Origin of the sequence: Lactiplantibacillus sp. B652, from assembly GCF_023806745.1 — a bacterium.
GTDB lineage: Bacteria > Bacillota > Bacilli > Lactobacillales > Lactobacillaceae > Lactiplantibacillus > Lactiplantibacillus pentosus.
On record NZ_JAMSKY010000002.1, the window covers coordinates 1 to 26,224 of the forward strand.

The 26,224-nt window shown below is 47.5% G+C and carries 22 protein-coding genes, 1 other RNA gene and 2 pseudogenes; 7 read left to right on the forward strand and 18 right to left on the reverse strand.

Translation table 11 applies throughout. The features are described from left to right. Positions 1–108 (forward strand): annotated as a pseudogene (locus MZO40_RS02750) (IS5/IS1182 family transposase); the annotation flags it as partial. On the opposite strand, the pseudogene MZO40_RS02755 reads toward MZO40_RS02750, so the two are convergent. The 4 genes and pseudogenes from MZO40_RS02755 to MZO40_RS02770 all read right to left on the reverse strand — a co-directional run. Further along, positions 104–424, reverse strand: a pseudogene (locus MZO40_RS02755) (glycosyl hydrolase family 25); the annotation flags it as partial. The pseudogenes MZO40_RS02750 and MZO40_RS02755 sit on opposite strands and share 5 nt — an antisense overlap. A 400-nt stretch (positions 425–824) precedes the next feature. After that, positions 825–1,904, reverse strand: a complete 1,080-nt coding sequence (locus MZO40_RS02760; RefSeq protein WP_105961765.1) for a S66 peptidase family protein — start codon at positions 1,902–1,904, stop codon at positions 825–827. Positions 1,905–2,060: 156 nt separating this feature from the next. Next, positions 2,061–3,401: a glycosyltransferase gene (locus tag MZO40_RS02765; RefSeq protein ID WP_105961766.1), complete on the reverse strand. Its 1,341-nt coding sequence runs from the start codon at positions 3,399–3,401 to the stop codon at positions 2,061–2,063. A 71-nt stretch (positions 3,402–3,472) separates the two neighbouring features. Further along, positions 3,473–3,868: a nuclear transport factor 2 family protein gene (locus MZO40_RS02770; RefSeq protein WP_122217602.1), complete on the reverse strand. Its 396-nt coding sequence runs from the start codon at positions 3,866–3,868 to the stop codon at positions 3,473–3,475. A gap of 188 nt (positions 3,869–4,056) precedes the next feature. Between MZO40_RS02770 and MZO40_RS02775 the strand changes: the two genes are divergently transcribed. Then, entirely contained in the window at positions 4,057–4,809 is a 753-nt protein-coding gene (locus MZO40_RS02775; RefSeq protein ID WP_105961768.1) for an alpha/beta fold hydrolase, read from the forward strand. A gap of 183 nt (positions 4,810–4,992) precedes the next feature. Here MZO40_RS02775 and MZO40_RS02780 read toward each other — a convergent pair whose 3' ends face one another. From MZO40_RS02780 to MZO40_RS02795, 4 genes are all read right to left on the reverse strand, one after another. Continuing rightward, positions 4,993–6,135: a class I SAM-dependent RNA methyltransferase gene (locus MZO40_RS02780; protein WP_050338671.1), complete on the reverse strand. Its 1,143-nt coding sequence runs from the start codon at positions 6,133–6,135 to the stop codon at positions 4,993–4,995. A 168-nt stretch (positions 6,136–6,303) separates the two neighbouring features. Next, positions 6,304–6,678, reverse strand: an RNA gene (gene rnpB, locus MZO40_RS02785) — RNase P RNA component class B. 15 nt (positions 6,679–6,693) lie between these two features. After that, positions 6,694–7,035, reverse strand: coding sequence for a cell division regulator GpsB (gene gpsB, locus MZO40_RS02790; RefSeq protein WP_252133089.1), 342 nt, complete (start codon positions 7,033–7,035; stop codon positions 6,694–6,696). A gap of 74 nt (positions 7,036–7,109) precedes the next feature. Continuing rightward, entirely contained in the window at positions 7,110–7,679 is a 570-nt protein-coding gene (locus tag MZO40_RS02795; protein WP_252133090.1) for a DUF1273 domain-containing protein, read from the reverse strand. Positions 7,680–7,792: 113 nt separating this feature from the next. Between MZO40_RS02795 and recU the strand changes: the two genes are divergently transcribed. The 5 genes from recU (at position 7,793) to MZO40_RS02820 (ending at position 14,525) form a co-directional block, all read left to right on the forward strand. Then, positions 7,793–8,416: a Holliday junction resolvase RecU gene (recU, locus tag MZO40_RS02800; RefSeq protein ID WP_021336540.1), complete on the forward strand. Its 624-nt coding sequence runs from the start codon at positions 7,793–7,795 to the stop codon at positions 8,414–8,416. 11 nt (positions 8,417–8,427) lie between these two features. Beyond that, positions 8,428–10,734, forward strand: a complete 2,307-nt coding sequence (locus MZO40_RS02805; RefSeq protein ID WP_105961770.1) for a PBP1A family penicillin-binding protein — start codon at positions 8,428–8,430, stop codon at positions 10,732–10,734. A 175-nt stretch (positions 10,735–10,909) separates the two neighbouring features. Then, complete coding sequence (locus MZO40_RS02810; protein WP_088769535.1) at positions 10,910–11,863, forward strand: ABC transporter ATP-binding protein; 954 nt, start codon at positions 10,910–10,912, stop codon at positions 11,861–11,863. An 11-nt stretch (positions 11,864–11,874) separates the two neighbouring features. After that, positions 11,875–12,888 carry an extracellular solute-binding protein gene (locus tag MZO40_RS02815; protein WP_105919756.1) on the forward strand — a complete coding sequence of 338 codons (1,014 nt, stop codon included), beginning with the start codon at positions 11,875–11,877 and terminating at the stop codon, positions 12,886–12,888. Next, positions 12,888–14,525: an iron ABC transporter permease gene (locus MZO40_RS02820; RefSeq protein ID WP_105961771.1), complete on the forward strand. Its 1,638-nt coding sequence runs from the start codon at positions 12,888–12,890 to the stop codon at positions 14,523–14,525. Before MZO40_RS02815 ends, MZO40_RS02820 begins: the two co-directional genes overlap by 1 nt. Before the next feature lie 288 nt (positions 14,526–14,813). On the opposite strand, the gene MZO40_RS02825 is transcribed toward MZO40_RS02820, so the two are convergent. The 10 genes from MZO40_RS02825 to MZO40_RS02865 all read right to left on the reverse strand — a co-directional run bounded on the left by MZO40_RS02825 (position 14,814) and on the right by MZO40_RS02865 (position 26,218). Further along, complete coding sequence (locus tag MZO40_RS02825; protein ID WP_105919754.1) at positions 14,814–15,311, reverse strand: universal stress protein; 498 nt, start codon at positions 15,309–15,311, stop codon at positions 14,814–14,816. A gap of 91 nt (positions 15,312–15,402) precedes the next feature. After that, positions 15,403–16,260, reverse strand: a complete 858-nt coding sequence (locus MZO40_RS02830; protein ID WP_088769539.1) for a MetQ/NlpA family ABC transporter substrate-binding protein — start codon at positions 16,258–16,260, stop codon at positions 15,403–15,405. 15 nt (positions 16,261–16,275) lie between these two features. Beyond that, a complete protein-coding gene (locus MZO40_RS02835) occupies positions 16,276–16,947 on the reverse strand; it encodes a methionine ABC transporter permease (RefSeq protein ID WP_122217599.1) in 672 nt (223 codons plus the stop codon). Beyond that, on the reverse strand, positions 16,947–18,014 hold the full coding sequence (locus tag MZO40_RS02840; RefSeq protein ID WP_050338680.1) for a methionine ABC transporter ATP-binding protein: 1,068 nt from the start codon (positions 18,012–18,014) through the stop codon (positions 16,947–16,949). The genes MZO40_RS02835 and MZO40_RS02840 overlap by 1 nt, the downstream gene beginning before the upstream one ends. 1,006 nt (positions 18,015–19,020) lie before the next feature. Continuing rightward, a complete protein-coding gene (locus tag MZO40_RS17365; RefSeq protein WP_260201178.1) occupies positions 19,021–19,149 on the reverse strand; it encodes a hypothetical protein in 129 nt (42 codons plus the stop codon). Between the two features lie 360 nt (positions 19,150–19,509). Further along, positions 19,510–20,235: a DnaD domain-containing protein gene (locus tag MZO40_RS02845; protein WP_050338681.1), complete on the reverse strand. Its 726-nt coding sequence runs from the start codon at positions 20,233–20,235 to the stop codon at positions 19,510–19,512. A gap of 72 nt (positions 20,236–20,307) precedes the next feature. After that, positions 20,308–21,603 carry an asparagine--tRNA ligase gene (gene asnS, locus MZO40_RS02850; protein ID WP_165860976.1) on the reverse strand — a complete coding sequence of 432 codons (1,296 nt, stop codon included), beginning with the start codon at positions 21,601–21,603 and terminating at the stop codon, positions 20,308–20,310. 20 nt (positions 21,604–21,623) lie between these two features. Beyond that, on the reverse strand, positions 21,624–22,823 hold the full coding sequence (locus tag MZO40_RS02855) for a pyridoxal phosphate-dependent aminotransferase (RefSeq protein WP_165860975.1): 1,200 nt from the start codon (positions 22,821–22,823) through the stop codon (positions 21,624–21,626). A gap of 23 nt (positions 22,824–22,846) precedes the next feature. Beyond that, a complete protein-coding gene (locus MZO40_RS02860) occupies positions 22,847–23,347 on the reverse strand; it encodes a DUF5590 domain-containing protein (protein ID WP_021336528.1) in 501 nt (166 codons plus the stop codon). 66 nt (positions 23,348–23,413) lie between these two features. Continuing rightward, on the reverse strand, positions 23,414–26,218 hold the full coding sequence (locus MZO40_RS02865; protein WP_252133091.1) for a helicase C-terminal domain-containing protein: 2,805 nt from the start codon (positions 26,216–26,218) through the stop codon (positions 23,414–23,416). Between the last annotated feature and the right edge of the window lie 6 nt (positions 26,219–26,224).

The window sequence follows — 26,224 nt, forward strand, 5'->3', positions numbered from 1 at the left end:
TGGTTAGATAAATGTCGTCGGCTCTGGAAAAATTGTGAGCGGCACCTTAATTCAAGTCGCCAAATGATTATTCTCGCTTTCTTGATATTACTCTTAAAAAGATTTTAAACAGATTCTTAGCTTCTGCCTTGGCCGTACTGGTGCTGGTAAACGTGGCATAGTCGTATGAGCCAAACGGAATCCCATACTTCACGTATAAACTTTCGTTAGAAGAATGATACAAATCCTCGTAACTACTCCCGTACTGCACCCGGTTGATGACAAAGTCCGCTTGGCTCGCCAGACTCTTGACTTCCGTACTCGTCAGCTTTCCTTGCCATTCTGAAATATCCGGCACCGCGGCGCTGGCCTTCACCGCGCCAGCGCTACCAATCAAACTCCCTAACAGTAGCAACATTAATTGCCATTTTTTGTGCTTCTTCAAAATCTTCGCCTTCCCATCCTTAAACTAAATATGTACCACTTTCCCTGCACTACTTATCGTACCCATAAAATGTGCAAAAAGGTTCACAAACTGATTGCATTCATTTTACGTTTTGTTTACATTGTGAACTAATGCTGGAAAGTGCGATTTAGTTTTTTCGGTGGGCGCCAAAACTGCAGTGAGATATGTAGATTGGAAACTGGCATTCACGATTTTTGCGGACCTTGTTTGCTGAGATGTCATGGATTTGAGCGCTAGACTAAAAAATTTGACCCTTCGCTGAACCAGTTACCGGTGACTGGTTCAGAAAAAGTGTCAAATTTGACTTGAATGTATTACTTGGTAAAAGCTGCAGACGGGCCGCGTCCTGCATCGTAGCAGGCAACCCGAACCAATGACCTCACTCGGACTGAAACCACGGTTCAAGAATCGTCAAGCTGGCCTGGTCGAAATTAATTGCCGCCTGGGCACCATATGGCAACGCTGTTCGTGGAAAGGCGTGGCCAAAATTAACGTTGTAAAGAATTGGCAGATCGAGCGCTGCGGTCTCATCAATCAGCAACTGGCGATATTCTGCGTAGTAATTTTCATTCTGGGGTTTACCGACCACGACAGCAGCGACATTGGTCAAGATACCCGCATCGCGGATACAGCGTAACATCCGCTGGAACAATGCCGGTGCCGGCTGCTCATCACTAGTTTCCATAAACAGAATTTTGCCCCGCCATTCATCAGCGGCCGGAATCAACTTGAAGGTCCTGGCAACTTGCTGTTCATCCGGATAGCGAGTCGTCGTCAATAGATCATAAAAGCTATCTAAACACCCTCCTAGTAATGGCCCTTTAACGACGCCAGTTCCTCGCAGCACTTCATAGTGATGCATTTCCACATGGCTTGTTCGAGAGGTTCCAATAGCCGTGGGACTAAAATCAACCCGCTCGTCATACCAGACTGGACTGCTCTTAATCACCGTCTGAGCATTGTCTGTCATAAAGCGGTGCCAAGTCGCGGCGGTGTATGGCAGCATCTCTGGGGCTAACTCAGCTAAATCACTAAGAAAATTAGGACCGTAAAACGTTTGAAGTCCCAACTGATAAAACATCAAGTGATTAATCGTGGTATCAGAGAAACCAGTAAATAGCTTGGGAGAACGGCGAACCGCGGTTGTAAATTCGTCGTCGTTCAACAAATATGGCAAAGTCCGATACGTTTCATCCCCACCAATCGCTGCCACGATACCTTGAATGTGATCATCCAAGAACGCCGCTTTCAAATCTGCTGCCCGCAATTCCGGGTGCCGGCGTAATGTTTCGCGCCCCTTAAGTGCATTTGGCATTATGACGGGTACTAAGCCAAGTTGGCGTAAACGTTGTAAGCCTAACTTTAGTTGGTGCTCACTTGACGGTTCGCCAAGCGTTCCGCTTGAAAGACTGACCACAGCTAAATGGGCCCCCGGCAATAACGCTGCTGGTTTTAACATTTGACCACCTCCAATTTCATCGTTTCTTAATGTTATCATTTATTTCCAATGTCAACAATCCAGTGATTAAGATTTTCGCTACTTTAGGGTACTCAAAAACGGCCAGGAGACGGCCGCGTGGCTCCTAGCCGTATTTCTGTCAATCGGATTTCAAGTTCAGTGCACCCAGTGCGTGACCGCAACTCGACGTAAATTGTTCGTCACCAGCGCCCATTGTTGCGGCTGCGTTTTGATACTCGTGAGTAACTGCGACAGCGATTGAGGCCCTGACAACAACCGCTGACACAGTTCAAAAACTAATGGTGACTGCGGTTGGGCACCCAAGACAACGCAACGTTCACCACGATAAACCACCACGTCCCCACCGGCCCGCAACTGACCAAACGGCCGCTGCAACGTTACAGGCCCCAAAACTAGTAAGCCACCATGATCAAACAAACCTTGTAATTGCCAATAATCACGTTTGACAGCATCCGGACGTGCTTTTATCTGTCCTGGTGTTTGACCAGTTTTGGGCATTATTACAGTTAAACCACGACTATAGGTTTGCCACGAATCCAGCCAATTTTGCACGGTGCAAATCAAATATGGCGGCAAGGTCGGCTGCGTCGCATAATATAAAATTCGCTTGATTGCGGGGTCGTTCATCACAGACGGACTGGCCTTAAAGGCAGTTGCTAGGCCACGAATCAGTTCGGTAAACGGTGCCAAGTAATCGATAAAACCGGGTGTCGCCAGGTTGATCAAAATTCGTTTGGCGACACAATACGTCACGGCATCCACGTAACGTGGCGCTGCATGGGCAACCGCATCCCGATAAGCGGTCATAATATCGAACAAACGTGGATTGGTGTAATCAAGGGTCGTCGAACCAGCATGTTTGTAATAGTTATAAAAGGGTTGTTGAACATAGGCCACGCGCTCACAGCGACTCAGCATGTCTAGTAAAATATCCAAATCCTCATAAACCATCGGCTGATAGCGACAATTTGTCCAACAATTACGAGCATACAGCTTATTGCCTGAATAGGCATTGTTCAGCCCGTACTTGAGATAAGCGGCGATATCCACGTGGTCGCTGGCAGCCGGTAAGCTCTGCAAACTAGTCTCGCGATTAGTTGCCACATACAATTTGCGAACGTCACAGACCACAATTTGGGCATGACTGCGCTCAGCGGTCGCCAGTAACGTGGCGTACATCGTTGGTTCGACCCAGTCATCACCGTCGACAAACCCCAGATAACGCCCCTGAGCAGCCGCGATCCCCACATTTCGGGCAGGCCCTTGTCCACGATTGGACTGATGAATAACTCGAAACGTCTGTGGCCACTGCTGCGCGTACTGATCACAAATAGCAGCGGTGCCATCCGTACTGCCATCATCAACGACAATCACTTCTAATCCCACCAACGTTTGTTGCCGCAATGACGTCAAACATCGACGAATCCAACGTGCTTCATTGTAAACCGCCACGATCACTGAAACCTGAACTTGCATCCTGATGCCCCCAACAGATTAATGTTTTCGCTTTCATTATGGCACAATCGCTATCCCAATGACAGCTGTATCTAATGATAAGGGTAAGTGTGTTGGGTGGTCGTTTGATATTCTCGTAAGTCATCAATTTGGTTAGCGGCATTAAAGTGAATCGACGAAAGACCATCAAAGACGGTTAGTCGTTGTGTCTGCGCTTCAAAGTGCCACTGAACAAACATCGTCCCATCCGTCGCGGTCCAAATCCGCTGAATTTGCCAGACGATGACTCGTTGCACGGTAAGTTGATGCTGAATCCAGGCCTGAATTTCGGCAAACGAACAATATGCTGGTCCGTAGCATTCTTGGTAATAACAATCCGTGGCGATGACCTGCTTGAGTTTGCTAAAATCACGGGTCAGCCACATGCTGAAATAGCGTTGAATAATGGTTGTCCTTCTTTGAGTTGATGCAATATCGATTGGTTTCATTTTATGTTGCCCTCACTTGCTGATTTATCTTTAGCAGCTACTTGTCCAATTATTAACTCAATTATAACAGCATTGCTGGCCCCAAAATCACTTGAGCGTGCACCATCGAACCTATCAGTTGTATTCTGCAGGTATTTCTGGCAGAGTTAATTTAATAACAATTCTAATCATAAAGTGAGTCGAAAATCATGATCAACATCAAAAGCTATCAGTTGCAAGACGTCCCCGTTTTGGAAGTTGTCGAAGCAACGGATGAACAGCAGCCCTTACCACTCGTCGTTTTTTATCACGGTTGGCAGTCTAATAAAGAACTTGTGCTAACGCAAGCCCGCAAGTTGGCGCATCAACGGTTACGCGTCGTTCTCCCAGATGCGATGAATCACGGCAATCGCCATCAACCCGTCAGTCGCATTCCCTCGTTTACTTTCTGGAATAGCATTCAGGGCAACCTCGCCGAGTTCGACCTCATCATTGCCCACTATGAACAAGCCCATCTGATTTTAAACCATCAAATCGGCGTCGGCGGTTACTCGATGGGCGGGATGACGACCGGCGCCCTACTAACGCACCACCCAGAAATCAAAGCGGCCACCATTATCATGGGCACCCCTAATCTAAATGCTTACGCACAACTGGTTCGTCAGCACGCCACCAAACACCACATTTATTTTCCAAGTGACCTCGGCCTCCTAACCAGCTGGCTAGACCATTACGATCTGAATCTGCAGCCGGAAACAATCAACCACCGGCCAGTTCTCTTCTGGCACGGCACGGACGACGAACGAATTCCTTACGCCCAGTCCCGCAACTTCTTCGACCGCGTTCATACTGCACCGTATGCTGAGCAGGTCGCGTTTATTACCGGGTATCAAGCTAAACACTTGGTTAAAATCCCGTTAATGGATAAGATTGCCAATTTCTTTGATTACTATTTGAACTAGACGCGCCATTTGAGTCATCGACGTGTCTGCTAGTGTCATTGGGTCCCACTAAACTCATGTGCGGTTGTTTATCCTGGATGACTAAAATAAGCGTTCAACCGAATTTTTTCCGATTGAACGCTTATTTCTCATGCTAACCTAAATACAACATCAACCTAAATTGAGGCTGTCTCTTGCTCCTATTTAGTTACGCGCTGGCCGAATACGCTTCCCCCAGTACTGGAAGTAATCGGTCCGTAACGCCCCGTTATAAAGTTTGCGCCGTTTAGTGGCTTTTTGACCGTAGAAGTCTTCAAACTCTAGATCACTCGTTAAAATATACTTGCTCCAACTGGGAAGCTTACCGTAGACTTGGCCCATTTGGCGATAAAGAATCCGGACGCTGTCACGGTCGCTCAACCGTTCCCCATAAGGTGGGTTGGCGACGATAACGCCATTAACTTTATCGGTGGTGAAGTCTTTCACGGCTAATTGTTTAAAGTGAATGTCATGTAACAGACCAGCTTCACGCGCGTTCAGCTTGGCAATATCGATCATTTTGCCGTCGATATCGTAGCCGCTAATATCTAGTTCCATATCATAATCCGCTAAGCTATCGGCTTCGTCACGTAATTCCTGACTCAACCCTTTAGGTACCCAGTCCCATTTCTCACAAGCGAAGGCCCGGTTGAAACCTGGGGCAATGTTGCGAGCGAGCAGGGCGGCTTCGATTGGAATCGTTCCGGAACCACAGACGGGGTCAACAAACGGATTGTCTGGATACCACTTAGCCAACATAACTAAGGCAGCCGCCATGTTTTCCTTAAGTGGTGCGCCCCCTTTTTCGACCCGATAGCCCCGTTTGAACAGACTTGAACCGGTGGTATCTAAGGTCAGCAAAACGTGATCCTTATTAATGGCAACTTCGAGTGGGAACAACGCCCCAGTCTCTGGTAAGTGGCCGCTACGGTGGTAGGTCTCTGATAATTGGTTGACGATGGCTTTCTTCACGATCGACTGCACATCGGGCACACTGTGTAACTTAGAATTACGCGATTTACCCTCAACTGGAAATTCAGCATCCATCGGCAATAACTGGTCCCATGGTAAAGCCAGCGTCTTTTCGAATAACTCGTCAAACGTGGTCGCGTCAAATTCACCGACAATGATTTTGATCCGGTCCGCAGTCCGCAACCACAAGTTCGTCCGTAAAATATCCTTGATCGTTCCATTGAACCGCACCCGACCGTTTTCAGTCTGCACTTGATAACCCAAGTCTCGTAATTCACGACCAACGAGCGCTTCAATCCCACTCGCCGCGGTAGCGATTAATCTAAATTTTTGCATAATTTCCTCCTACTGCAATTGTTAATATCTCTAGTGTTGGTTCCTCATCGAAAGCGAACCGTTTTCCCGCCATCTAGTTTAGCATAAGTTATTGGTTGACTTGCTTCATAGCTAAAAAAACTGGGACAAAAGCGAACTTTTGTCCCAGTCTCCTGTCTAAATGTAAATTCCTGTAGGCCATGTTTTGTACCTAGTCAAAGTACAGGGTCTGTTAACTAGGCGGTAATCATCTATCTCGAGATTACAAATCTCCCCCCACATTCAGTTCAATTCCATATGTGAAGCGCCCCTACCGTAGTTTGGGTTGCCCGCTCGCGGGGTTTACCGCGTTCCAACTCAGTCGTTTCCAACTGAGTATCGTCACTGTGGCACTTTTCAGGGATACTCGGGCATAGCCGAAACCTTAGCCGTTTTTCCCGCCGTTACCGATAAATCGGCACCCCGGCTTATTTTTTCACCGAGCACGAACACTACAAGCATCGCAGCTTGTGCGAGCATGGACCTTCCTCAGCCGACATAAGCCGACCGCGATTACCCAGAATTTACATCGAATCACAATTATAGGCGGTGTGGTTCGTTTTGATTATTATCTAATTGGGCACCAAAGACGTGGCGTTCCAAGTTAGACAACCGTTTCAGAATGTCCATGTTCGTCACCGTACTCGTTGGTTGTGAAGATGGACTGGTTGCACCGACAGCGACTTGCTTAGTCAGCTCGTCAACTTTGGCACGTAACCGTTCGTTTTCATCTGAAAGTTGTTGGTTATCTTTAGTAAATGACTCATAGTCCTTAATGACATTATCTAAGAAGCCGTCCACGTCGGCGGGATCATAGCCCCGCATCTTTGGCTTAAACTCTTTTTGAAGGATGTCTTTGGGAGTAAAATTACGTTTAGCCATATTTAAAAACACCTCATTGTTATTCGCGCGACACCCATAAGGCATCCGCATTACTTAAAATATTGTAGCAGACTTTATTCAAAATTAAAACCATTATTCTGTTTTTCTGCATATTCGTTGGCACTTTCCTGTAACCAATCGAAGTCGATCAGCGTCAATGGATACGGATGATTCTCGCTGAAGGTCTTGATCAAATCGTAGTCGTAGGAAGGCTTACCGGGATTATCCGGGTCATACACCAAGGTGGCCGCATCGGTGTGAGTCACCATAAATTCTTGATAATTTTTTAATTGTTGCGAATTTTCATACGGTTGCTTGCTGACGGATGCGTGAAAGTCAACGCGGGCCAGTAACGTCTGCAACTTGGCCTGATTATTTTCATTCCAGCGCCCTCCAAATTCTCCATATGGAAGCATCATCGCAACTTTCAGTTCCGGATAGGTCTGCTTCAGTTCGAGCCCGACCTCGGCCGCCCACTGTTCAATCCCCAATTGACCACCGGTAATGAGCCAGTCCATGCCATCTTCAATTTGGGTCTTCAAGTAATTAGTTAACGCAAACTTAATAACTTTCAATTTGTCATCTTGATCACCGAAGACATTCAACTCGTAACTCCGGTAACCACTAAGCCATAACCGACTCATAAAAAGGCTCCTTTCGCGGTAGAATTCACGCTTAATCAGCTAAAAACTCACAGATATTTCACATTCCCCATTAGTTAATGGTAAAATGTAACATTATTAGGAGGTTGATTAATGTGACGATTCGCTATCCCAACGGTAAAGTCTATCGTCAACCTGGCCCAACCAAATCCAAAACTTCCAAATTTGCCAATGTTAATTTTGGCGATCGCGGGATGAGCTTAGAACAAGAAATCAACGATAGCAATACCTACTATCTTGAAAATGATATCGCAGTTATTCATAAAAAGCCAACGCCCATCCAAATCGTTAAAGTTGATTATCCAAAACGGAGCGCAGCAGTTATTCGCGAAGCCTACTTCAAACAAGCTTCAACAACTGACTACAACGGCGTTTACCGTGGCAGGTATTTGGATTTTGAAGCCAAGGAGACCAAGAGTAAGACGGCTTTTCCGCTTAAAAACTTTCATGAGCACCAAATCAAGCACATGCGTCAGTGCTTGTCACAAAGCGGCATTTGCTTCGTTATTATTCGCTTTGCTACATTGGGACGCCTATTTTTGCTGACAGCCAGCGACCTATTTACTTATTGGGATCATCAAGGAGATGGTGGTCGCAAATCAATTCCACTGACGGATATTGAACACTTGGCCGTGGAGCTACATTATCAGATCAATCCACGAATTCCATACTTGGATGCGATTGATAACATCATTGATGAGGCCTCATCAATTCATTAAAGGAGAACATCATGGCAGGTAACAATGAACAGAATTCACGGGTTGCGCGACGTAAGAGCCAACCCCAACCACCCAAGAAACACTGGTTTCGACGAATTTTCCTCTCATTAGTTGGCTTATTTGTCGTCGGGGTACTGGCGGGACTGTGTCTCTTCTTCTACTATGCACAAACTTCCCCAACGATCACTGAATCTGACCTGAAAGGAACCAGTGCCGTTAAGATTTACGGTAAAGATGACAACTACATCACGAACCTGGGCACGAGCAACCTTCAGTACGTTAAGTCTAGTAACATTCCGACGACTTTGAAAAACGCCGTCGTCTCGATTGAAGACCGTCGCTTCTATAAACATCACGGGGTCGATTATTATCGGATCTTGGGGGCTGCAGTTGGTAACCTTAAGGGCAGTTCCCTGGGGATGCAAGGTGGGAGTACCTTAACCATGCAACTGGTCAAGTTGGCCGTCTTCTCGACGGATACGTCCGACCGGAACCTGAAAGTTAAGGCCCAAGAAGCTTGGTTAGCACTTAACCTGGAAAAACATTACAGCAAATCGCAAATCCTGGAATTTTACATCAACAAGGTTTACATGGGCAACGGGATCTACGGGATGGGAACCGCTGCGAAGTATTACTATAACAAGTCGCTCAAAGACTTGAGCTTGAGTCAATTAGCCTTGCTCGCTGGGATGCCGCAGTCGCCAACCTATTATGATCCGACGACCTACCCGTCATATGCGACGAGCCGTCGTAACTTAGTGCTCGAAGCGATGTACGACAATAAGGTCATCACGAAGTCTCAGGAAACGGCTGCCAAGAAAGTTAGCGTTAAAACCGGCCTATCTAGTGCAGGTCGATCCGGATTGACGACTCACAGTAAGACCAACAAGATTCTGGACGCCTATTTGAACCAAGTCCGTCAAGACTTACTCAAAAAAGGTTATAAATTGACCGATGGCGAAAAAGTGTATACCAACCTGGATATGGACGCCCAGAAACGCCTCTATGAGATTGCCAATACGTCGAAATACGTCACCTATCCCAACAATGGCAAGCAGACGTTCCAGTTAGGGGTCTCAGTGGTTGACTCCTACACGGGTAAAATTTCTGCCATGATTGGTGGTCGAAAGATTGGGAACGTCGTTTATGGGACTAACCGGGCGGTCCAAACCGATCGCTCGAACGCTTCCACGATGAAACCAATCTTGGACTATGGCCCAGCCATTGAATATTTGAACTGGCCAACTTATAAATCACTTTCTGATACTAAGTATAAGTACCCTGGCACTAATATCTCGGTTCATGACTTTGATAACAATTACCTGGGCAATATGACCATGCGGGAAGCCTTAGTTCAATCACGGAACATCCCCGCTGTTCGGACCTTGCAAGCCGTTGGTAAGACGCGGGCACAGACCTTTGCTAAGGGCATCGGTATCAATTTGAAGACGGTCAACTACGCCAACGCGATCGGTGCGGGCGTAAGTACCCTGCAAGTGGCTGGCGCGTATGCGGCCTTTGCAGATGGTGGTGTCTACCACAAGCCATACTATATCCGCAAAGTCACGACCGCAGACGGTAAGACAACGTCCTACACGAGCAACGGTAAACGGGCGATGAAGAAGTCGACAGCCTACATGATTACTGACATGCTGAAAGGTGTCATCAATAGTTCTACTGGGACTGCGACGACTGCCAAAATCAGCGGCGTTTATCAAGCTGGTAAGACTGGGACTGATGATTACGATTCGAAATACAAGAATTCAGTTCCTTCTAACGCCGTCGTCGATTCATGGATGGCTGGTTATACGAAGAATTATTCCGTCGCTGTTTGGACTGGTTACGACAAAGCCACTGAAGCTGGCGGTTACTTGGACAGTTCCAACGAGAAGATCTCACAACAAATCTATCGGGCGATGATGAGTTACTTGCAACAATACTCACCAAACTCTGACTGGACCAAACCAAGTACGGTCGGGACCACTAAACGTAATGGAATTGAAGAATTGTACGTCGTCGGTCACCTCTTCTCAAGTAGTGAAGCGTCATCCGGCACTTCTAGCTCAGCTAGTTCCAGTTCGTCCGTAACCAGCAGCTCAGCGACGAGTGCTTCAAGCAGTAGCAGTTCTGAGAGCAGTGAAAGTAGTTCCTCTGAAGAATCTTCATCATCATCGTCTGCTTCTTCTAGCAGCGCTGAAAGTTCGTCATCTGAGGAAAGTTCTGAGAGCAGTTCTACCGAAGCAAGTAGCTCTTCTGCCGCTAGCTCGGAAGCTACAACTGAAACACCAACAACGGACACCAACACTGAAGGCCAATAAGTCTTCTTAATCGCACCATCTGATCACTGGTTGAATCTAACCAGTGATCTTTTTTTGCCTAAATTACACACAAACTTTACACAAACGATACCAAAAATCAACGCATCACCCAGCATTTACCACTACAATACAAAGTGACTTAACCAATTTTATCAATTTAGAGGAGTTATCCATTTTGGTCGCGATTAAATTACAACACGTTTCAAAAAGCTACCAAGGACCCGTCATTGAGGACCTCAACTTGACGATTCCGACGCAGCAGATCACTGCCCTGGTTGGCCCATCCGGTTCAGGTAAGTCCACCCTGCTAAACCTCATTGCGGGTTTAACGACGCCCGACAGTGGTCAAATCTGGTTCGATGAACAACCAATTTTTGATGCTGACCAGTCGCTCAACTGCCCACCAGCCAAGCGCCAATTAGCAATGGTTTTCCAGGACTTCGCACTCTGGCCACACATGACGGTCCATCAGAACATCGCGTTTGCGATTGAGACCCACTTGTCTAAAGCTGAGTGCCGAAAACGCGTCGAGTGGGCGCTCGCGCAAGTCAGCTTAGCTGATTACGGCCAACGCTATCCACGGGAGCTCTCCGGTGGCCAGCAGCAACGCGTGGCGCTCGCCCGGGCACTAGCTACTCAGCCCGATTTAATTTTATTTGATGAAGCCCTGAGCGCACTCGACCCACAACTACGGCTACAACTGCAACAGGATATCAGTGCGCTAGTTAAGGCGCATCATTTGACCGCCATTTTTGTGACTCATGACCGCCAAGAAGCGTTACGAATCGCAGATAATATTGTGCTGCTACATGCCGGACAGGTCGTCCAAAGTGATACCGCTGCCAATTTGTATCAGCATCCGCGTAACCAGTTTGCCGCGCGCTTTATGGGTCCGTTGAATCAAATCGACGATCACACTGCGGTTCGTCCGGAACACGTGCATCTCGTGGAACAGGGCGCGGATGGTCCATGTTATCCAGGACAAATTCTGACTTCAACCTTCATGGGTGATCACTATGACACGCTGGTCCAGATGGCCGACTATCAGTGGCACCTCAAAACTGCCCTGCCGTACGCCCCCGCTACGATTACGATGACCGTCGACTCGTCTGCAATTCTTACTTATTAGGAGCTGATACAATGTCTAAATTAGCAATCATCACCCTGTCCACTTTAGGTGTCTTGACGCTGGGTGCAACCATCTACACGAATAGCCACCGTTCCAAAGCCGTAAATGCCGCTAGCAATGCAACCGAGCAACAAACCTTGACGGTATACGCCGCTGGTCCCAAGCCGTTGTCCGATCAAATCATTAAAGGTTTCGAACACCAGACTGGGATCAAGGTCAAAAGTTTTGATGGAACGACCGGTAAAATCTTGAGTAAAGTCAAGGCAGAACAGGCGAACCCCCAAGCAGACGTCCTGATTCTCGCCTCAATGGCCGCTGGTGTCGACTTACAACGCAACGATCAACTATTGACCTACCATAATGCCAAACGCGCCCAGCAGCTTAATCCAGCCTTTCAGGACAAGCACCAGCAACTCTTTAGTTACAGTGCTTCTGCAGTCGGTATCACTTACAATAAGCAACAAGTCAAAGTAGCACCGACGGATTGGTCCGATTTAACCAAGCCGGAATTTCGCAATCAAGTCACCATTCCGGATCCCCAAACGTCTGGTTCCAGTCTGGATTTCATAAACACCTACCAAATGCAACATGGTAATCGGTTACTGAAGGCCCTCAAACAGAATGGGGCCGAAATGGGTGGCGCGAACAAGGAAGTGCTCGATGCGGTCGTCACTGGCCAAAAAGCCGCTGTTTTCGGGGGCGTTGATTACATGAGCATCGCCGCCATCAAAAAAGGCGAACGAATCGGTTTCGTCTACCCTAAAAGCGGAACGCTCGTCAATCCGCGACCAGCAATGATTTTAAAATCAAGTCGCCACCAGACTGCCGCCAAGAAATTTGTGGATTACTTGTTATCAGCTAAGGTGCAACAACAAGTCGAACAAAACCATCTGATTGCCGGGACAACGACCAAGCTGACGAACCCATTGAACAACCAGCCGATCAACACCTATCGCGTCAACTGGCAACGTGCCAATACGGCGTTGACCGACAACTTAGCCAGCTTCAAGCAGGTCTTTAATTGATGAATCGACGGCAAGGACTGATTGGTCTCTCAGTTGGTGGCTCGCTCATCTTAGCAGCCATAATTATTGGCCCGCTGATCGGTTTGGTAGGCCAAACGCTACTCGGACAGGCACCAGCGGCTTTATGGCACCAACTAATACAGTCACAGAACCAGACGAGTCTGCAGCACAGTCTCTTTTTAGGTGTCGGTACAATGGTCCTAACGACGTTGATTGCGACCCCGTTGGCCTTGATTATGACCCGCACACCACTCGCACAATATCGGTGGTTACAAGGCCTGTTATTAGTTCCCTTTATGACACCGCCATATATCAACGCGATGGGTTGGATCTACTTTTTCCAACCACACGGCCTGTTAGCCCAATTGAGTCCGACTTGGCATCAGCACTTCCAGTGGCTCTTCTCTCCAGCTGGCATGGTCTTGATTATGAGCCTGCATCTCTATCCCATCGCGTACCTGGGATTACAGACGGCGTTCAGTCAATATAACCGGCGTTGGACGGAGGCGGCTACTGTTCATGGTGTGTCCAAATGGCGTCAGTTGACCCGCATTAGCTTACCCGTGATGGCAGTCCCATATCTAGCAGTCTGGCTACTAGTCTTCACCAAGACTCTGGCTGAGTTTGGCACCCCGGCGACGTTTGGCCGTAACATTCATTTCGAAGTCCTGACGACCACGATTCAAAAGGATTTAAGTCAGTGGCCACTCGACTTCCAGAATGGCGTCTTGACGGGAACAATATTGCTCGGCCTAGCACTGACCGCATGGATCGTTCAGCAATGGCTCTCACGGCGCCCCAGCGTTACTTTGACCGGGCAAGAACCTATCATCACAACTCGGCGTGGCTTAATCGGCCTAGCCAGTAGCTATACAGCGCTCTTGGTCGGTGTCGCCATCATTCTGCCCTATAGCGCAATTCTGGCTCAGTCGTTGTTCAAGCAGCGCAGTCTCGGCTGGCAGCTAAGTAATTTGACCCTGGTGCATTATCTGGAACTATTGCGTTTTGACAGTCCGGCCTTTCAAGCGATGCTGACGACCCTGGGCCTCGCACTCTTAATTAGCAGTCTCAACGTCCTAATTGGGCTATATTTAAGTCTTGGAAGTCTCACTAACCATCTGCCCAACTGGTTACGACAAGTCAACCGGATTTTAGGCGCCTTGCCACTGGCAATACCAAACGTGGTCTTGGCACTCAGCCTGATGATTTTATTCTCACAATGGTTGGCTTTCACGAAACTATATGGGACGCTCGCAATATTGGTGATTGCAGACATCACGCTCTTTTTACCAACCACGGTACAATATTTGACCGCCGCATTAAAAACATTTGATGGGAGCCTGCTCCAAAGTGCGCGCGTCTTTGAACCCAACTTTGTACGGATCATCCGTAAGATTGCCTTACCAATTTTGTGGCCAGCGCTGGCCAATAGTTTGATCATGGCCTTCATTGCCACGAGTCGTGAGCTCGTCGTCGCACTACTGTTATTACCATCCGGCATGACAACCGTTTCCACCTACATCTACCAATCGTTTGAACAAGGTGAAGCGGCATCCGGCATGGCACTGGCGGTGATTACAGTCGTACTAACGCTATTGGGCACGACCGCAGCCAGACGTCTGAAAGTTGATCGATAATTTGAGATAGTCGCTAATCTTTGTTCACCTGAATTGCAGCTTTGACGGACGGGACGCCTGTGATCAGTTCACGAACTTTCAGTTTAAAACCGCGCTGATAACAACCACGACTAGCGTGCCATTCAAACGCGCTAACACAACTATCACAGGACACCAAAAAGACTTATCGCGCCAATTGGTAGCGTGGTAAGTCTTTTTATAAAAGCAGTATTTGCATCGAAACGCTAACTTACGACCCAAGGCGGCCTACCATGGAAAATTCAGACCGCTGCCCTCTCACTGGATTGGCTATTCCGTCTCATCCTGAGTGGCATCCGTCCGTTCCAGTTCCTCAGCATCGTCATTCGGCATGTTCACGACTGTCACGTTGGCTTCTGTATTGCGCACCACGTAGGCCGTGGTCGACCCTAAGAATAGTCGTGAAATCGCGTTGGTTCCAGAACGGCCAATCACAATCAGGTCAATATTTTGTGCTTTAGGCACATCGACCGCGATCGCCACTTTTGGGACCCCCGTCTGCCGAATAATTTCGGCGTGTAGCTGGTGGGCTTCAACACGTTCTTGCGCCTGCTCCAACAGCTTCTTACTCTGTGCTTCATCAAAACTCATCATATCTGGGGCCGCACTTGTAAACACATCCGGGCTATAGACGCCAAACCGATTCGTATCGATCACATTGAGTAAGAACAGCTGTGAATCAAATACCTTGGCAAGTTCAATCGCATGTTCTAACGCGAAGTAAGCATTATCCGAACCATCGAGTGGGACTAAAATTCGTTCATACATGATTGAGGACCTCCTGATCAAGTTCAAAGTTTACGACATTTGTTATCATAATCATAACTTGAACGTAATCATTTAGCATTCAATATGCTCATCAATTATCGAAATAAGTGAGGGGCTTTTCGACGTTGATCTTCGTCCCATAATATTTCTGCTTGATATATTTCTGGATAGCCGCACGGTGATACAATTTGACCAGTTTGAGATAGCTGGCCCGATGCTTGTTTTTCGCCGCGGTCGCCAAAATATTGACATTGTCCTTGGTGCTTTTATTCATACTTTCATGATAAATCGAATCTTGTAAGACGTGTAAATGTCCTTCCAAGGCGACGGTGTTCGAAATCAGGACGGCATCGACGTTCTTAATAATTCGCGGTCCAGTCGTATCATCAATCTGCTTGAACTTCAAATGTCGTGGATTGCTAGTAATATCTTTAATCGTTCCGAGGACGCCAAAGTTCGCCGATAATTTAATGAGTCCCGCTTTTTGCAACAACAGCAGTCCCCGTGACGCTTGCGACGGATTATCGGCAATTGCGATCGTTGCGCCGTCTGGAATTTCATCGACATTTTGATATTTTTTAGAATAAATTCCCATCGGTTCTAGATAGGTCGTTCCTAACGCTGCCAATTTGGCCTTGGGATTTTGCCGATTGTAGGTTTCATAATACGACCATGACTGAAACGCGTTCACGTCCACATCGCCGTCCGCCGTGGCTTTGTTCAACTGAACACCATCCGTGATCTGTTTAACTTTAATTGTTAGTCCCATTTGCTTGGCTTCGGTACTTTTAGCAATATGCTGCCAGACCTCATAGTCTGAACCCATCGAGCCCACCGTAATCGTGGCACTTTGTTGCGCCCGTGCGGAGTAACTTGTAATTTCGTGTAAGCCGACGCACACGCCGACAATCACTGCAATGCCTAATAACCACCATGCTAATCGTTTCATCGACACTTTCCCCTTTTACTGGTGTGAGACTCGTTTGACGAGCCAGTCGCCGAATAACTGAACGGCAAACACCATCACTAGAATAATAATCATTGCGACCAACGTCACGTCATTTTCAAACCGGGCATATCCAATGCTGATGGCGATGTCACCAAGACCGCCAGCACCAATTGCGCCAGCCATCGTGGTCAACCCAATCAAACTAATGGCGGTGACGATGGAAACTCGGACTAAATCTGGTAGGCCTTCCTTGAGATACACGCGAAAAATAATCGCGGCCGGGCTCGAGCCCATCGATTGAGCAGCCTCAACGATGCCACCATCTACATCTAATAGGGCATTTTGTACCTGCCGAGCATAGAATGGAAAAATGCCAAAAACTAATGGCACCAGTGAAGCCGTTGTCCCCACCGTCGTCCCAACTAAGTAACTGGTCAGTGGCGAAATGACTGCCAGCAAAATAATGAATGGCACCGACCGCAATAAGTTAGTTAGTTTATCTAATAATTCATAAGACGGCCGGTCCGCCAAAATCCCACCGGGTTGGGTCACGACTAGTAAGACCCCGAGACCCAGGCCAAGTATACCCGCTACGATGGCACTGATTGCGGTCATGTACAGCGTCTCCCAGGTTGCTTGAATAAATTCTGCTTTCATTTGTAACACGTTTGGTATCAAGGCACTCATCAGTCCACCAACTCCTTTACATCTTGTTCATTAATCACATGAGTCTGCACACCCTGGTCAGCGAGTTGCGCAATCGCCTGATTGAATGCGGGCAAATTACCCGTAATAATCGCAATCATATCACCGACATTTTGACCATCGATCTGGTCAATATTGGCAAACAGAATGTTGACATCCACACCGAGCGTTTGTGAAAGATGGGAAACGATGCCTTGCTTGGTCGATTGCCCCACGAATTTAAACGCAATTAATTCTTGATCATCTGCCAGTTCACTCAATTTGATTGTCCGCGTGATGCGTTCAATGGCTGCCCGCACGTTGGTCGATGTTTCCACAAAATCAACCGTCAGTGGCGCTTGGGGTGCCGTAAAGACTTGCGCAACAGGGCCGCGTTCAATGATCCGGCCATTTTCCATGACGGCCACGTGATGACAAACACTCTTGATCACTTGCATCTCATGCGTAATCAGCACGATCGTAACACCTAAGTCCCGATTCACCTGTTGCAGTAACGACAGAATCGCCGCGGTCGTTTTGGGATCGAGTGCACTGGTCGCTTCATCTGAAATCAGAATTTGCGGATCAGTCACCAGTGCCCTGGCAATTGCCACCCGTTGCTTTTGCCCACCCGACAATTTATCTGGATAGCTGTCAGCGTAATCTTCCAGGCCAACCAGTTTAAGTAACCGTAGCGCTTTAGCCCGGCGCTCGGACTTACTGATTTTTTGCCCGAGTAGTGGATAGACCACGTTACCAAGTACCGTCCGCGACTGCATTAAGTTAAAATGTTGGAAAATCATACCGACCCGTTTACGTGCCTGTCGCAAGGCAACTGGCGAAAGCTCTTGCAAAGCCTGACCATTAACGACCACCCGCCCAGTTGTTGGGACCTGTAGTAAATTAATGACCCGGACTAACGTACTTTTTCCAGCCCCAGAATAGCCGATAATGCCATAGATGTCACCAGCCTCAATTTTCAAATCCACGTCTTGAACGGCCTGAATCGTCTGCTGGCCATCCTTAAACGTTACACCAATCTTCGTTAAATCAATTACTGCTTCTGTCATCTTCTGCATCCTCTCCATTAAAAAACGCCCATTATCTTTAATCTGATTGCCAGATTAAGGACGAATGGACGTTTTTCCGTGTTACCACCTTACTTCGAATGACCCTCACAGGCCACCGCACTTCAAGTCACGCCAGTCTTTATGACTGCCGTAACTCTAACCCAATAACGGGCGTACCCGTCAACGCCTTACTCATCAACTGCTCAGCGCTGAAACTTGCATTATAAGACCATCTTCGACGTTGCGGTTTGACTGCCTCACACCACCCGACAGCTCTCTGACCAATCTACACAACGCCTACTCATCTTACACGTATTTATCGATATATTCACTTGCTTGTTTACAGTATCGCGCTCTTATGATGAGAAGTCAATAACTAGTTATCATCTGTTTTTAATTATTCTATGATGTTTAGTTTTGATTTACTAAAGTAGTACAACCATCTGGCATCAAAATGATAAAAACGTGCCGATTATTAAGTTCAAAACAGCCAGCTGAGACCCGTTGGAAACAGTGCGAGTTACCGTAAACATGCAGTGATGGATGCTTCCTAGTCCGGCTTCCAGGCATTCTGGGCAATGGCCGGAACGTGGTGGACACAGATTTAAGCCGACAAACCACGTCTTAAATACTGGTCTTTCACTAACCAAGCACAAAACGCTTGATAAGTGAAATTTCACCACTGGGCCTTGCCCAGAATACCTTCCAGCCGGGATGGTATTCGAAAGGCAGACATATGCGGACCCAACTTTTTATTAGTTTAGTCGTTGGTTCCTCAGCACACGATAATTTTGATATTGAACTGTCAGATTAGTTTCTAACAATAGCTAGACTTCCATACCCAATTTTTTAAAGCCGATAACAAGCAACTTTACTGAGTTCGTCGGAATCTGCTCTAGTCGTCTGAGATAACAAAATCTTGAATTCTAAGCGAAGGCCATTTTATCGATTAAACTCGAGACCAGTGGCCGTTGAATTTAGTGGCATTGAGAATAGTGAACGATATTCAGGTGATTTTCTCACTACTCAAAGGCCATAAAGCATTAACAGTACCGATCAAGATTTTACCGGAGGGGCCAATCACTAAATGTTCAGAGGTCAATTGTACCCAGATAGGTGGTCGTTCATCTGCCATTCGAGTGGCTTCCCGACTGGAGTGGCCGGCTGACAATGCTCAGTAGCCAAATTATTCTTAGTCGGAAGTGATTTTCTTCCGGCTTAGAATAAGACTCGTATTTGAAATTGCGCAGTGATTTTCTGCGTGAGTTCAAATCGACGTCGGCTTACGTTCCAGCAATTGTCAGCCGGCCCCGGAAGTCGGAATAAGGAGATCACCGGCAGACGAACAGTAAACCAAACAATGCGCACTTTTTTATCATCATCGATACCAACTGCCAGCCAAAAAAACTCGCGACCAGCCATCCGAAATAGCTAGTCGCGAGTTTGATTTAAATCCAGTTATGACACGTATTCGTTTTTTTGCGACAAACCAACCCTAAGACTGCTCATCACCCAACTTAAAGAGTGGGATTTTAGGTAGGGCGTTCTCACCAGTTTGGCGTTGCGGTTGTGGCGCGGAATTCAGCCGTTGTTCGATGCTGCGTTGACGTTCAGCTTCGACCTGAGCCGCAGTCTTCAAGTTGCGCTTCTGCCAATTCAGCAGGATCCGGTCCATGTAAGTCAGGTTGTACACTTGCCGTAATACGGCTTCACGCAATGCCAACTCGATAACGTCGGGGTCGTAATGGTCTTCATCAAACCACTTACTAATGCTTTCCATTTCGATTGGCGACAAGTCTCGCCCAAATTCAGTCTGAATCGCACGAAATACTTTCTGTCGTTTGTTCTCATTAGCGGCTTGCTTTTCAGCCTGATCCGTGACAGGTTGCTTTTTAAGAGCCACGGCCAACTTGTCGTAGAGACCGTCAAAATTATACCGGTCATGAATTTTTTGATCATCCCCAGTAATCGATTCAATCGTTAGTAACTTTTTAGCCAACATTTCATGCAAGCGCTGAAAAACGGTGTTCGTTGACTCACCTAAACTCTTGGCAATCACCGCTGCATCCGGGAATTGATTGCCTTGATCGATCAACCGTTTGAATTGTAGATAAACCAATAACTCATCATTAGTGACGCCAATCTCACGATAATGCGCCAGTAAGGCATTGGCAATCGTGGTCTGACCATCATTCACTAATGCCGCTGCTAAAGACTCCATTCAATCAACACCCTTTCACCATTAAGAGCGTGAGACCAGGTCCCACGCTCTTAATAAAAATATCAATTTGTTTTACGGGTAAATCCGGTTCAATAAACGTGGGAATGGAATCGTCTCCCGTACGTGGTCCTCAGCGGTAATCCACGTTAAGAAGCGTTCCAAACCAAGCCCGAAGCCAGAATGAGGGACGCTCCCATACTTACGCAAGTCCAAGTACCAAGCGTAATCGTCAGGGTTCAAGCCAGCTTTCTTGATTTGGTCCAGCAGGTAGTTATAGTCCGTGGCCCGTTCAGAACCACCGATGATTTCACCATACCCTTCTGGTGCCAATAAGTCCGCACAAATCACAACGTCTTCACGCGTTGGATGTGGTTTCATGTAGAATGGCTTGATGGCCTTTGGATAGTTTAAAACGAAGACGGGTTGGTCAAAGTGGTCTGCTAAGAAAGTTTCTTCTGGCGAGCCAAAATCAACACCCCAATCAACATCGAAGTCGTTGGCTTTCAATAATTCGATGGCTTCATCGTAACTGATCCGTGGGTAAGGCAACTTCGTGTATTTCTTCAGTGTTTCGACATCGCGACCTAAAATATCTAAGGCGTATTGACAGTGGTCGATGACACCTTGAACTAAGAAAGCAATGTAGCGTTCTTGAACTTCCAAGCTTTGTTCTTGGTGCATGAAGGCCATTTCTGGTTCAATCATCCAGAACTCGATCAAATGACGACGCGTCTTAGACTTTTCAGCCCGGAAAGTTGGGCCAAACGTAAAGACCTTGCCGTAAGCTAATGCGCCAGCTTCAGCGTATAACTGACCACTTTGAGACAAGTAGGCGTCCCGGTCGAAGTATTCCGTATGGAACAGTTCAGTCGTTCCTTCTGGCGCACTCCCGGTCAAAATTGGTGGATCCATCTTGATGAAGCCTTCTTGATTGAAGAATTCATATGTGGCCCGGGTAACTTCATTACGAATGTTCATAATTGCCCATGGCCGTTTTGAACGAAGCCATAAGTGACGATGGTCTAATAAGAAATCAACCCCGTGTTCCTTAGGTGTAATTGGATATTCTTCACTCTCGCCGACCACTTCAATGTCTTCAACTTCGATTTCGTAGCCAAACTTGGAGCGGCTATCTTCATGAATCACACCCGTAATCCACATGCTAGCTTCTTGTTTGACTTCCTTAGCGAGCTCAAAAACAGTTTCGCTCACTTGGCTTTTAACGACGACCCCTTGGAAAAAGGCTGAACCATCGCGTAATTGTAAGAAGGCAATCTTCCCACTTGAACGCTTATTAGTTAGCCAAGCCCCAATCTTAACTTTTTCGTCAACATGGTCCTTAGCGTCGATAATACTGATCTGTTGCACCATTTACTTCCATCCTCCAGTTACTTTGCTTGTTCAGCAATTTTTTCTGTCATAAATTTATCTAAACGTCGATGGGCTTCGCGTAACGAATCCATGTCAGTTGCATAGCTCAATCGTAAGCAACCTGGTAACCCAAACGCTTCCCCAGGAACTAACCCGACGTGTGCTTCAAGCAGCACCGCCGTCACGAACGCGGGCGCGTCGGCATAACCAGTCAAGCGCAAGGCTTCGGTGATGTCTGGGAACAAGTAAAAGGCCCCTGCTGGCTTACCAGCTGGCATCTTGAAGCCTGGCAGACTCTCAATCAGCGGATAAAGTTCATTCAACCGCGCCTCAAACCCTTGACGCATCGTTTCGACTGAAGACTGATCACCACTGAACGCTTCGATGGCCGCATACTGCGAGACGGCCGCCGGATTGCTGGCCGCGTGTCCGAGTACGACACCCATCTTCGCCATGATTTCTTTAGGACCAGCCGCATACCCGATTCGCCAGCCAGTCATTGAATAGGCCTTGGAAACACCATTGATCAAAACAACGTGATCCATATTGGCCGCATCTAATTCTAACACGGATGTAAATTGATTACCGTTATATAATAGCTTTTCATAAATTTCGTCAGCCACGACCAAAACATCGTGTTCATTGGCCCAGTCCATGATGGCGGTCAATTCAGCTCGGCTGAAGACTAACCCTGATGGATTTTGCGGTGAATTCAAGACCAATGCTTTGGTCTTCGCTGTCCGATGGGCTTCTAAGTCAGCGGCCGTGAACCGCAGTTGGTCATCGGTCGGTACTTCAACTGGTACCCCACCAGCCAACTTAACTTGTTCCGAATAACTGACCCAGTATGGAACGGGCAATAAAACCTCGTCATCCGGATTCAAGACAACTTGGAACAGGGTGAACAACGCCATTTTGGCGCCATCCGTCACGACAATTTGACTGGGATCAAAATGATAATGATGATCCGCTTCAATGCGTTGACTAATTGCCGCCTTCAGTGCGGGTAAGCCCGTCGCTGGCGTATAAAAACTAGCTTGACCATTTTGAATACTGTCAATGGCAGCCTGCTTAATATTATCAGGGGTTTGGTAATCGGGTTCGCCGATACCCAAATTGATAACGTCGATGCCATCCGCCACCATTTGCTTGGCAGTTGCACTGATTTTTAGTGTTGCTGACGGTTGAATCTGCATTACTTTACGCGATAATTCCATGTACATCCGCACTCCTTTAACCGTTAAATATTAATAATCGATTTCAGTTGATTCCCATTCGAATACTGCAAGATTTCATAACACAAATTCTTTTTCTGATTCAAGTAGGTAATTTCCCAGACGGTGGTGCCATCATATTCACCCAGGGTGGCCTTAATGACCTTGCTAGGATTACGTTTCGACCAAACTTTTTTAAGCGCCTTCGTCCGTGAAATCCCAGCGGACTGTTTGACAACGGTCGTTTTATGATGCTTATTCGTGTTGATCAGCGCGTAGACTGGAACGTTCTTGCTGTTAGTCCCAGTTACAACGTAATAACTACTCGTCCCATTGTACTGTGAAAATGCCGTGGTCGTCTTTAGCTTACCTTTGCTGACCGCCAGACTATAAGCGGTCTTTTGGGCTTGATGCATTGGTCGCTGTGCCGCCCATAACGTCCCATATACGGCTACGATGATTGCCAAGATGACAACCAAGATAATCATAATGAGCCGTTCAGGGCGCCTTCTACGTTGAACTCGCATATGCTCTTCCTTTCAAAAAACAGATAAATTAATTATAGCAAATTTATCTGTTTGCGGAATGGTTTCTTACTTAGTTTTGAAAAAACTTTGAAGTTCGGCGGTAATTTCCGGAATCGTCCCAGCTGTCGGCGGTAAGGTCTTCGGCAACGCCTTAATAATCGTTTGCCCATAACGCTTAGTCATTAGCCGGTCATCTAAAATTACGGCGGCCCCGCGGTCATGGTCTGTTCGAATCAAACGACCGATTCCCTGACGTAATTTCAAAGCTGCTTTCGGCAAGGCCTCATTATAGAACGGATTGAGCTGGGCTTGCCGCAATTGCTGATAACGTGCTTTGGTCGTCGTTTGGTCGGGCGACTCAAACGGTAATTGGGTCACGATCAACAGTTCCAACTGTTCTTGCGGCAAATCGATGCCCTCCCAGAAACTGCCGGCGCCTAACAGAATTGCGTTGTCGCCTTGTGTGAACCGGCGCAGGAGTTTTTCACGGCTCCCATTGACGCCTTGTGCCAAGATTTCCCGGTCACCAGGCAAATTGGTCTGGTGCAAACTATAGAAGACCGCTTCAATCATGCTGAGTGAATTGAACAGGATCAGCGTTTGTTTCGGTGTAGCCGTCACAATGTCATGAATCGCGCGTGTCAAATAGGCCACGCGTTGTTTACCGCTCGGTTGTTCATTCGCTTGTGCGTCAGTTGCCACCAGCAAACGAGCCTGATGGGCTAAGTCAAATGGTGTCGACAACTTGTGATGCTTGGCAGTCTCTTGGTCCAAATCCAACTGGGAATAAACGTACTGAGACTTACCGGTCGCAAACAACGTCGCCCCAGTCAACAGTGGTGCGCTGAAATAGGGATAGAGTTGCGTCTTAAAGTAGCCCTGCGTATCGATTAAACTTCCTGCCAGCGTTAAACTTCCCCGGTCGTGCCACTGATTCAAACTCACCCAAAAGACCCGTTGTTCGCGGGAGGCTGGCACTAACCAGGTTCGTAGCAAGTCATAGCCTTGGCGCAAATGTTGGAGGCGATTATCAAAATCGTCTAACACGTGTTGCTCGCTCGGTAAGACTTGCGACTGGTCATGTTGATACTGCTCATTCAATTGTTGAAATTGCAAGAAACAGTTTTCAATCGCCGTTTGTAATTGTTTGATCAGTGGATTATGGGCCGCAAAGAATTCGGTCAGCTCATCAGTCGTGATGCCGAGTTCCACGGGTTGATTGCCACCCTTTTGCGCTGGTACGAAGGCGCGTGCCAATGCCGCCTGCAATTGTTGCAAATGCAGATCCGTATCATTGAGCGAATTGTCTAACAGTTTGAGTCGATAATCGGCTTGTGGCTGTTCGGCAAACAACGCCCGTAAGTTCAGTCGGTGTTCACTATCGATGCGACTGATCAAACTATGACAGGTCGCCATGTAGCCGTTGAAGTCGAATTTTTGACGTGAATCACGGACGACGCCGTCTGCTAAATGCTGAGCCTCATCTAAGACCAGCAATGGCCGTTCTTGGCGACTACCTAGTTGTGCCACGTGGTGCATCAAGTAAGCATGGTTCGTGATAATGAACGTTGCTTGAGCCGTCAATTGGTCACGGAATCGTAAAAAGTCTTCCTTAAAGAACGGGTCATCCGCCTTGAGTGACGCTACCCCGTGATGGGCGATCTCACTAAAATACGGCGCCTGATAGGTACTCAAGTGCAATTCGTCGAGGTCCCCGGTCGTCGTCATCGTCAACCACACGAGCACCCGTAATTTCAGCAATTGCGTCTGTTTGGAATGTTCGTGTAACGCTAATCCACGAGCAAACCGATTCAGGTCAACATAATGCTGGTTACCCTTGATGACGACTGCCGTCACTGGCTCGGGCAAAAGCTGATTTAACAGCCCGACGCCTTGATCACGCAATTGCGTCTGCAACACCGTCGTCGCCGTGCTAATCACGACTTGCTGGCCGTCCTGTGCCAAATAGGCTAATGGTAACAAGTAGCCTAAGGTTTTACCGGTCCCAGTCGGTGCTTCGATTAACAATGGCGGTTGTTCGGCCGGCTGCTTGGCATAGTGACGATAGATTTGGTTCATCATCCGTGCCTGTTGTGGTCGATAAGTTAAACGGTCACCAAATAAGTGTTGCTTCTGCGCTTTGGTCAACGGATAGCGGGCGGCCTTGCGTCCAACGGGCTGCTGTGGCAGTCGTTGTTTTCGTAAGGCTAGCCCATTTTTGATAACTAAGCCACTCGGCAGTTGATGCGGATGCTGCTTGCCTTGTTGGAAAGCGTAGGCGAATAAGTCGGCGGTCTCGCGCGGTAGTTCCGGTGTGAGCTGCACCATCTGCTGCAACGTAATCAGTGGTAACTGTGCCAAGCGCTGCTGCAATTTGATAAACAAGTGTGCCGTTGCAATCGCATCACTATCCGCAGCGTGCGGATGTTCGTGGTCGATCTTTAGTTGGTGACTCAAATCGCGCAGACGAAAACTCGGCGCGGTCGGTAATAAGATTTGACTGAGCGAAACGGTATCCACCGCCTGAATAGGTAGTTCCGGATAGCCGACTCGCTGCAGTTCTCCATTAATGAACGGCAAATCAAAATTAACGTTGTGAGCAACAAAAGCGGTTCCTTGCAACAAGCTATAAATCGTCCCCGCCAAGTCATCAAACGGCGGTGCTTTGCGGACCCGCGCATTACTGATACCCGTCAAATTCTCAATCACGGCGGGTACCGTTCTTAACGGGTTAACGTCCGCGGCAAAGGTATTAATTATTTTATTGTTTTTTACAAACGCACAACCGATCTGAATGATGCGGTCGCTGTCCTTCACACTAGTCCCGGTCGTCTCAATATCAACGACCGCATAAGTTGTGTTTGGTTTCATGGTCAT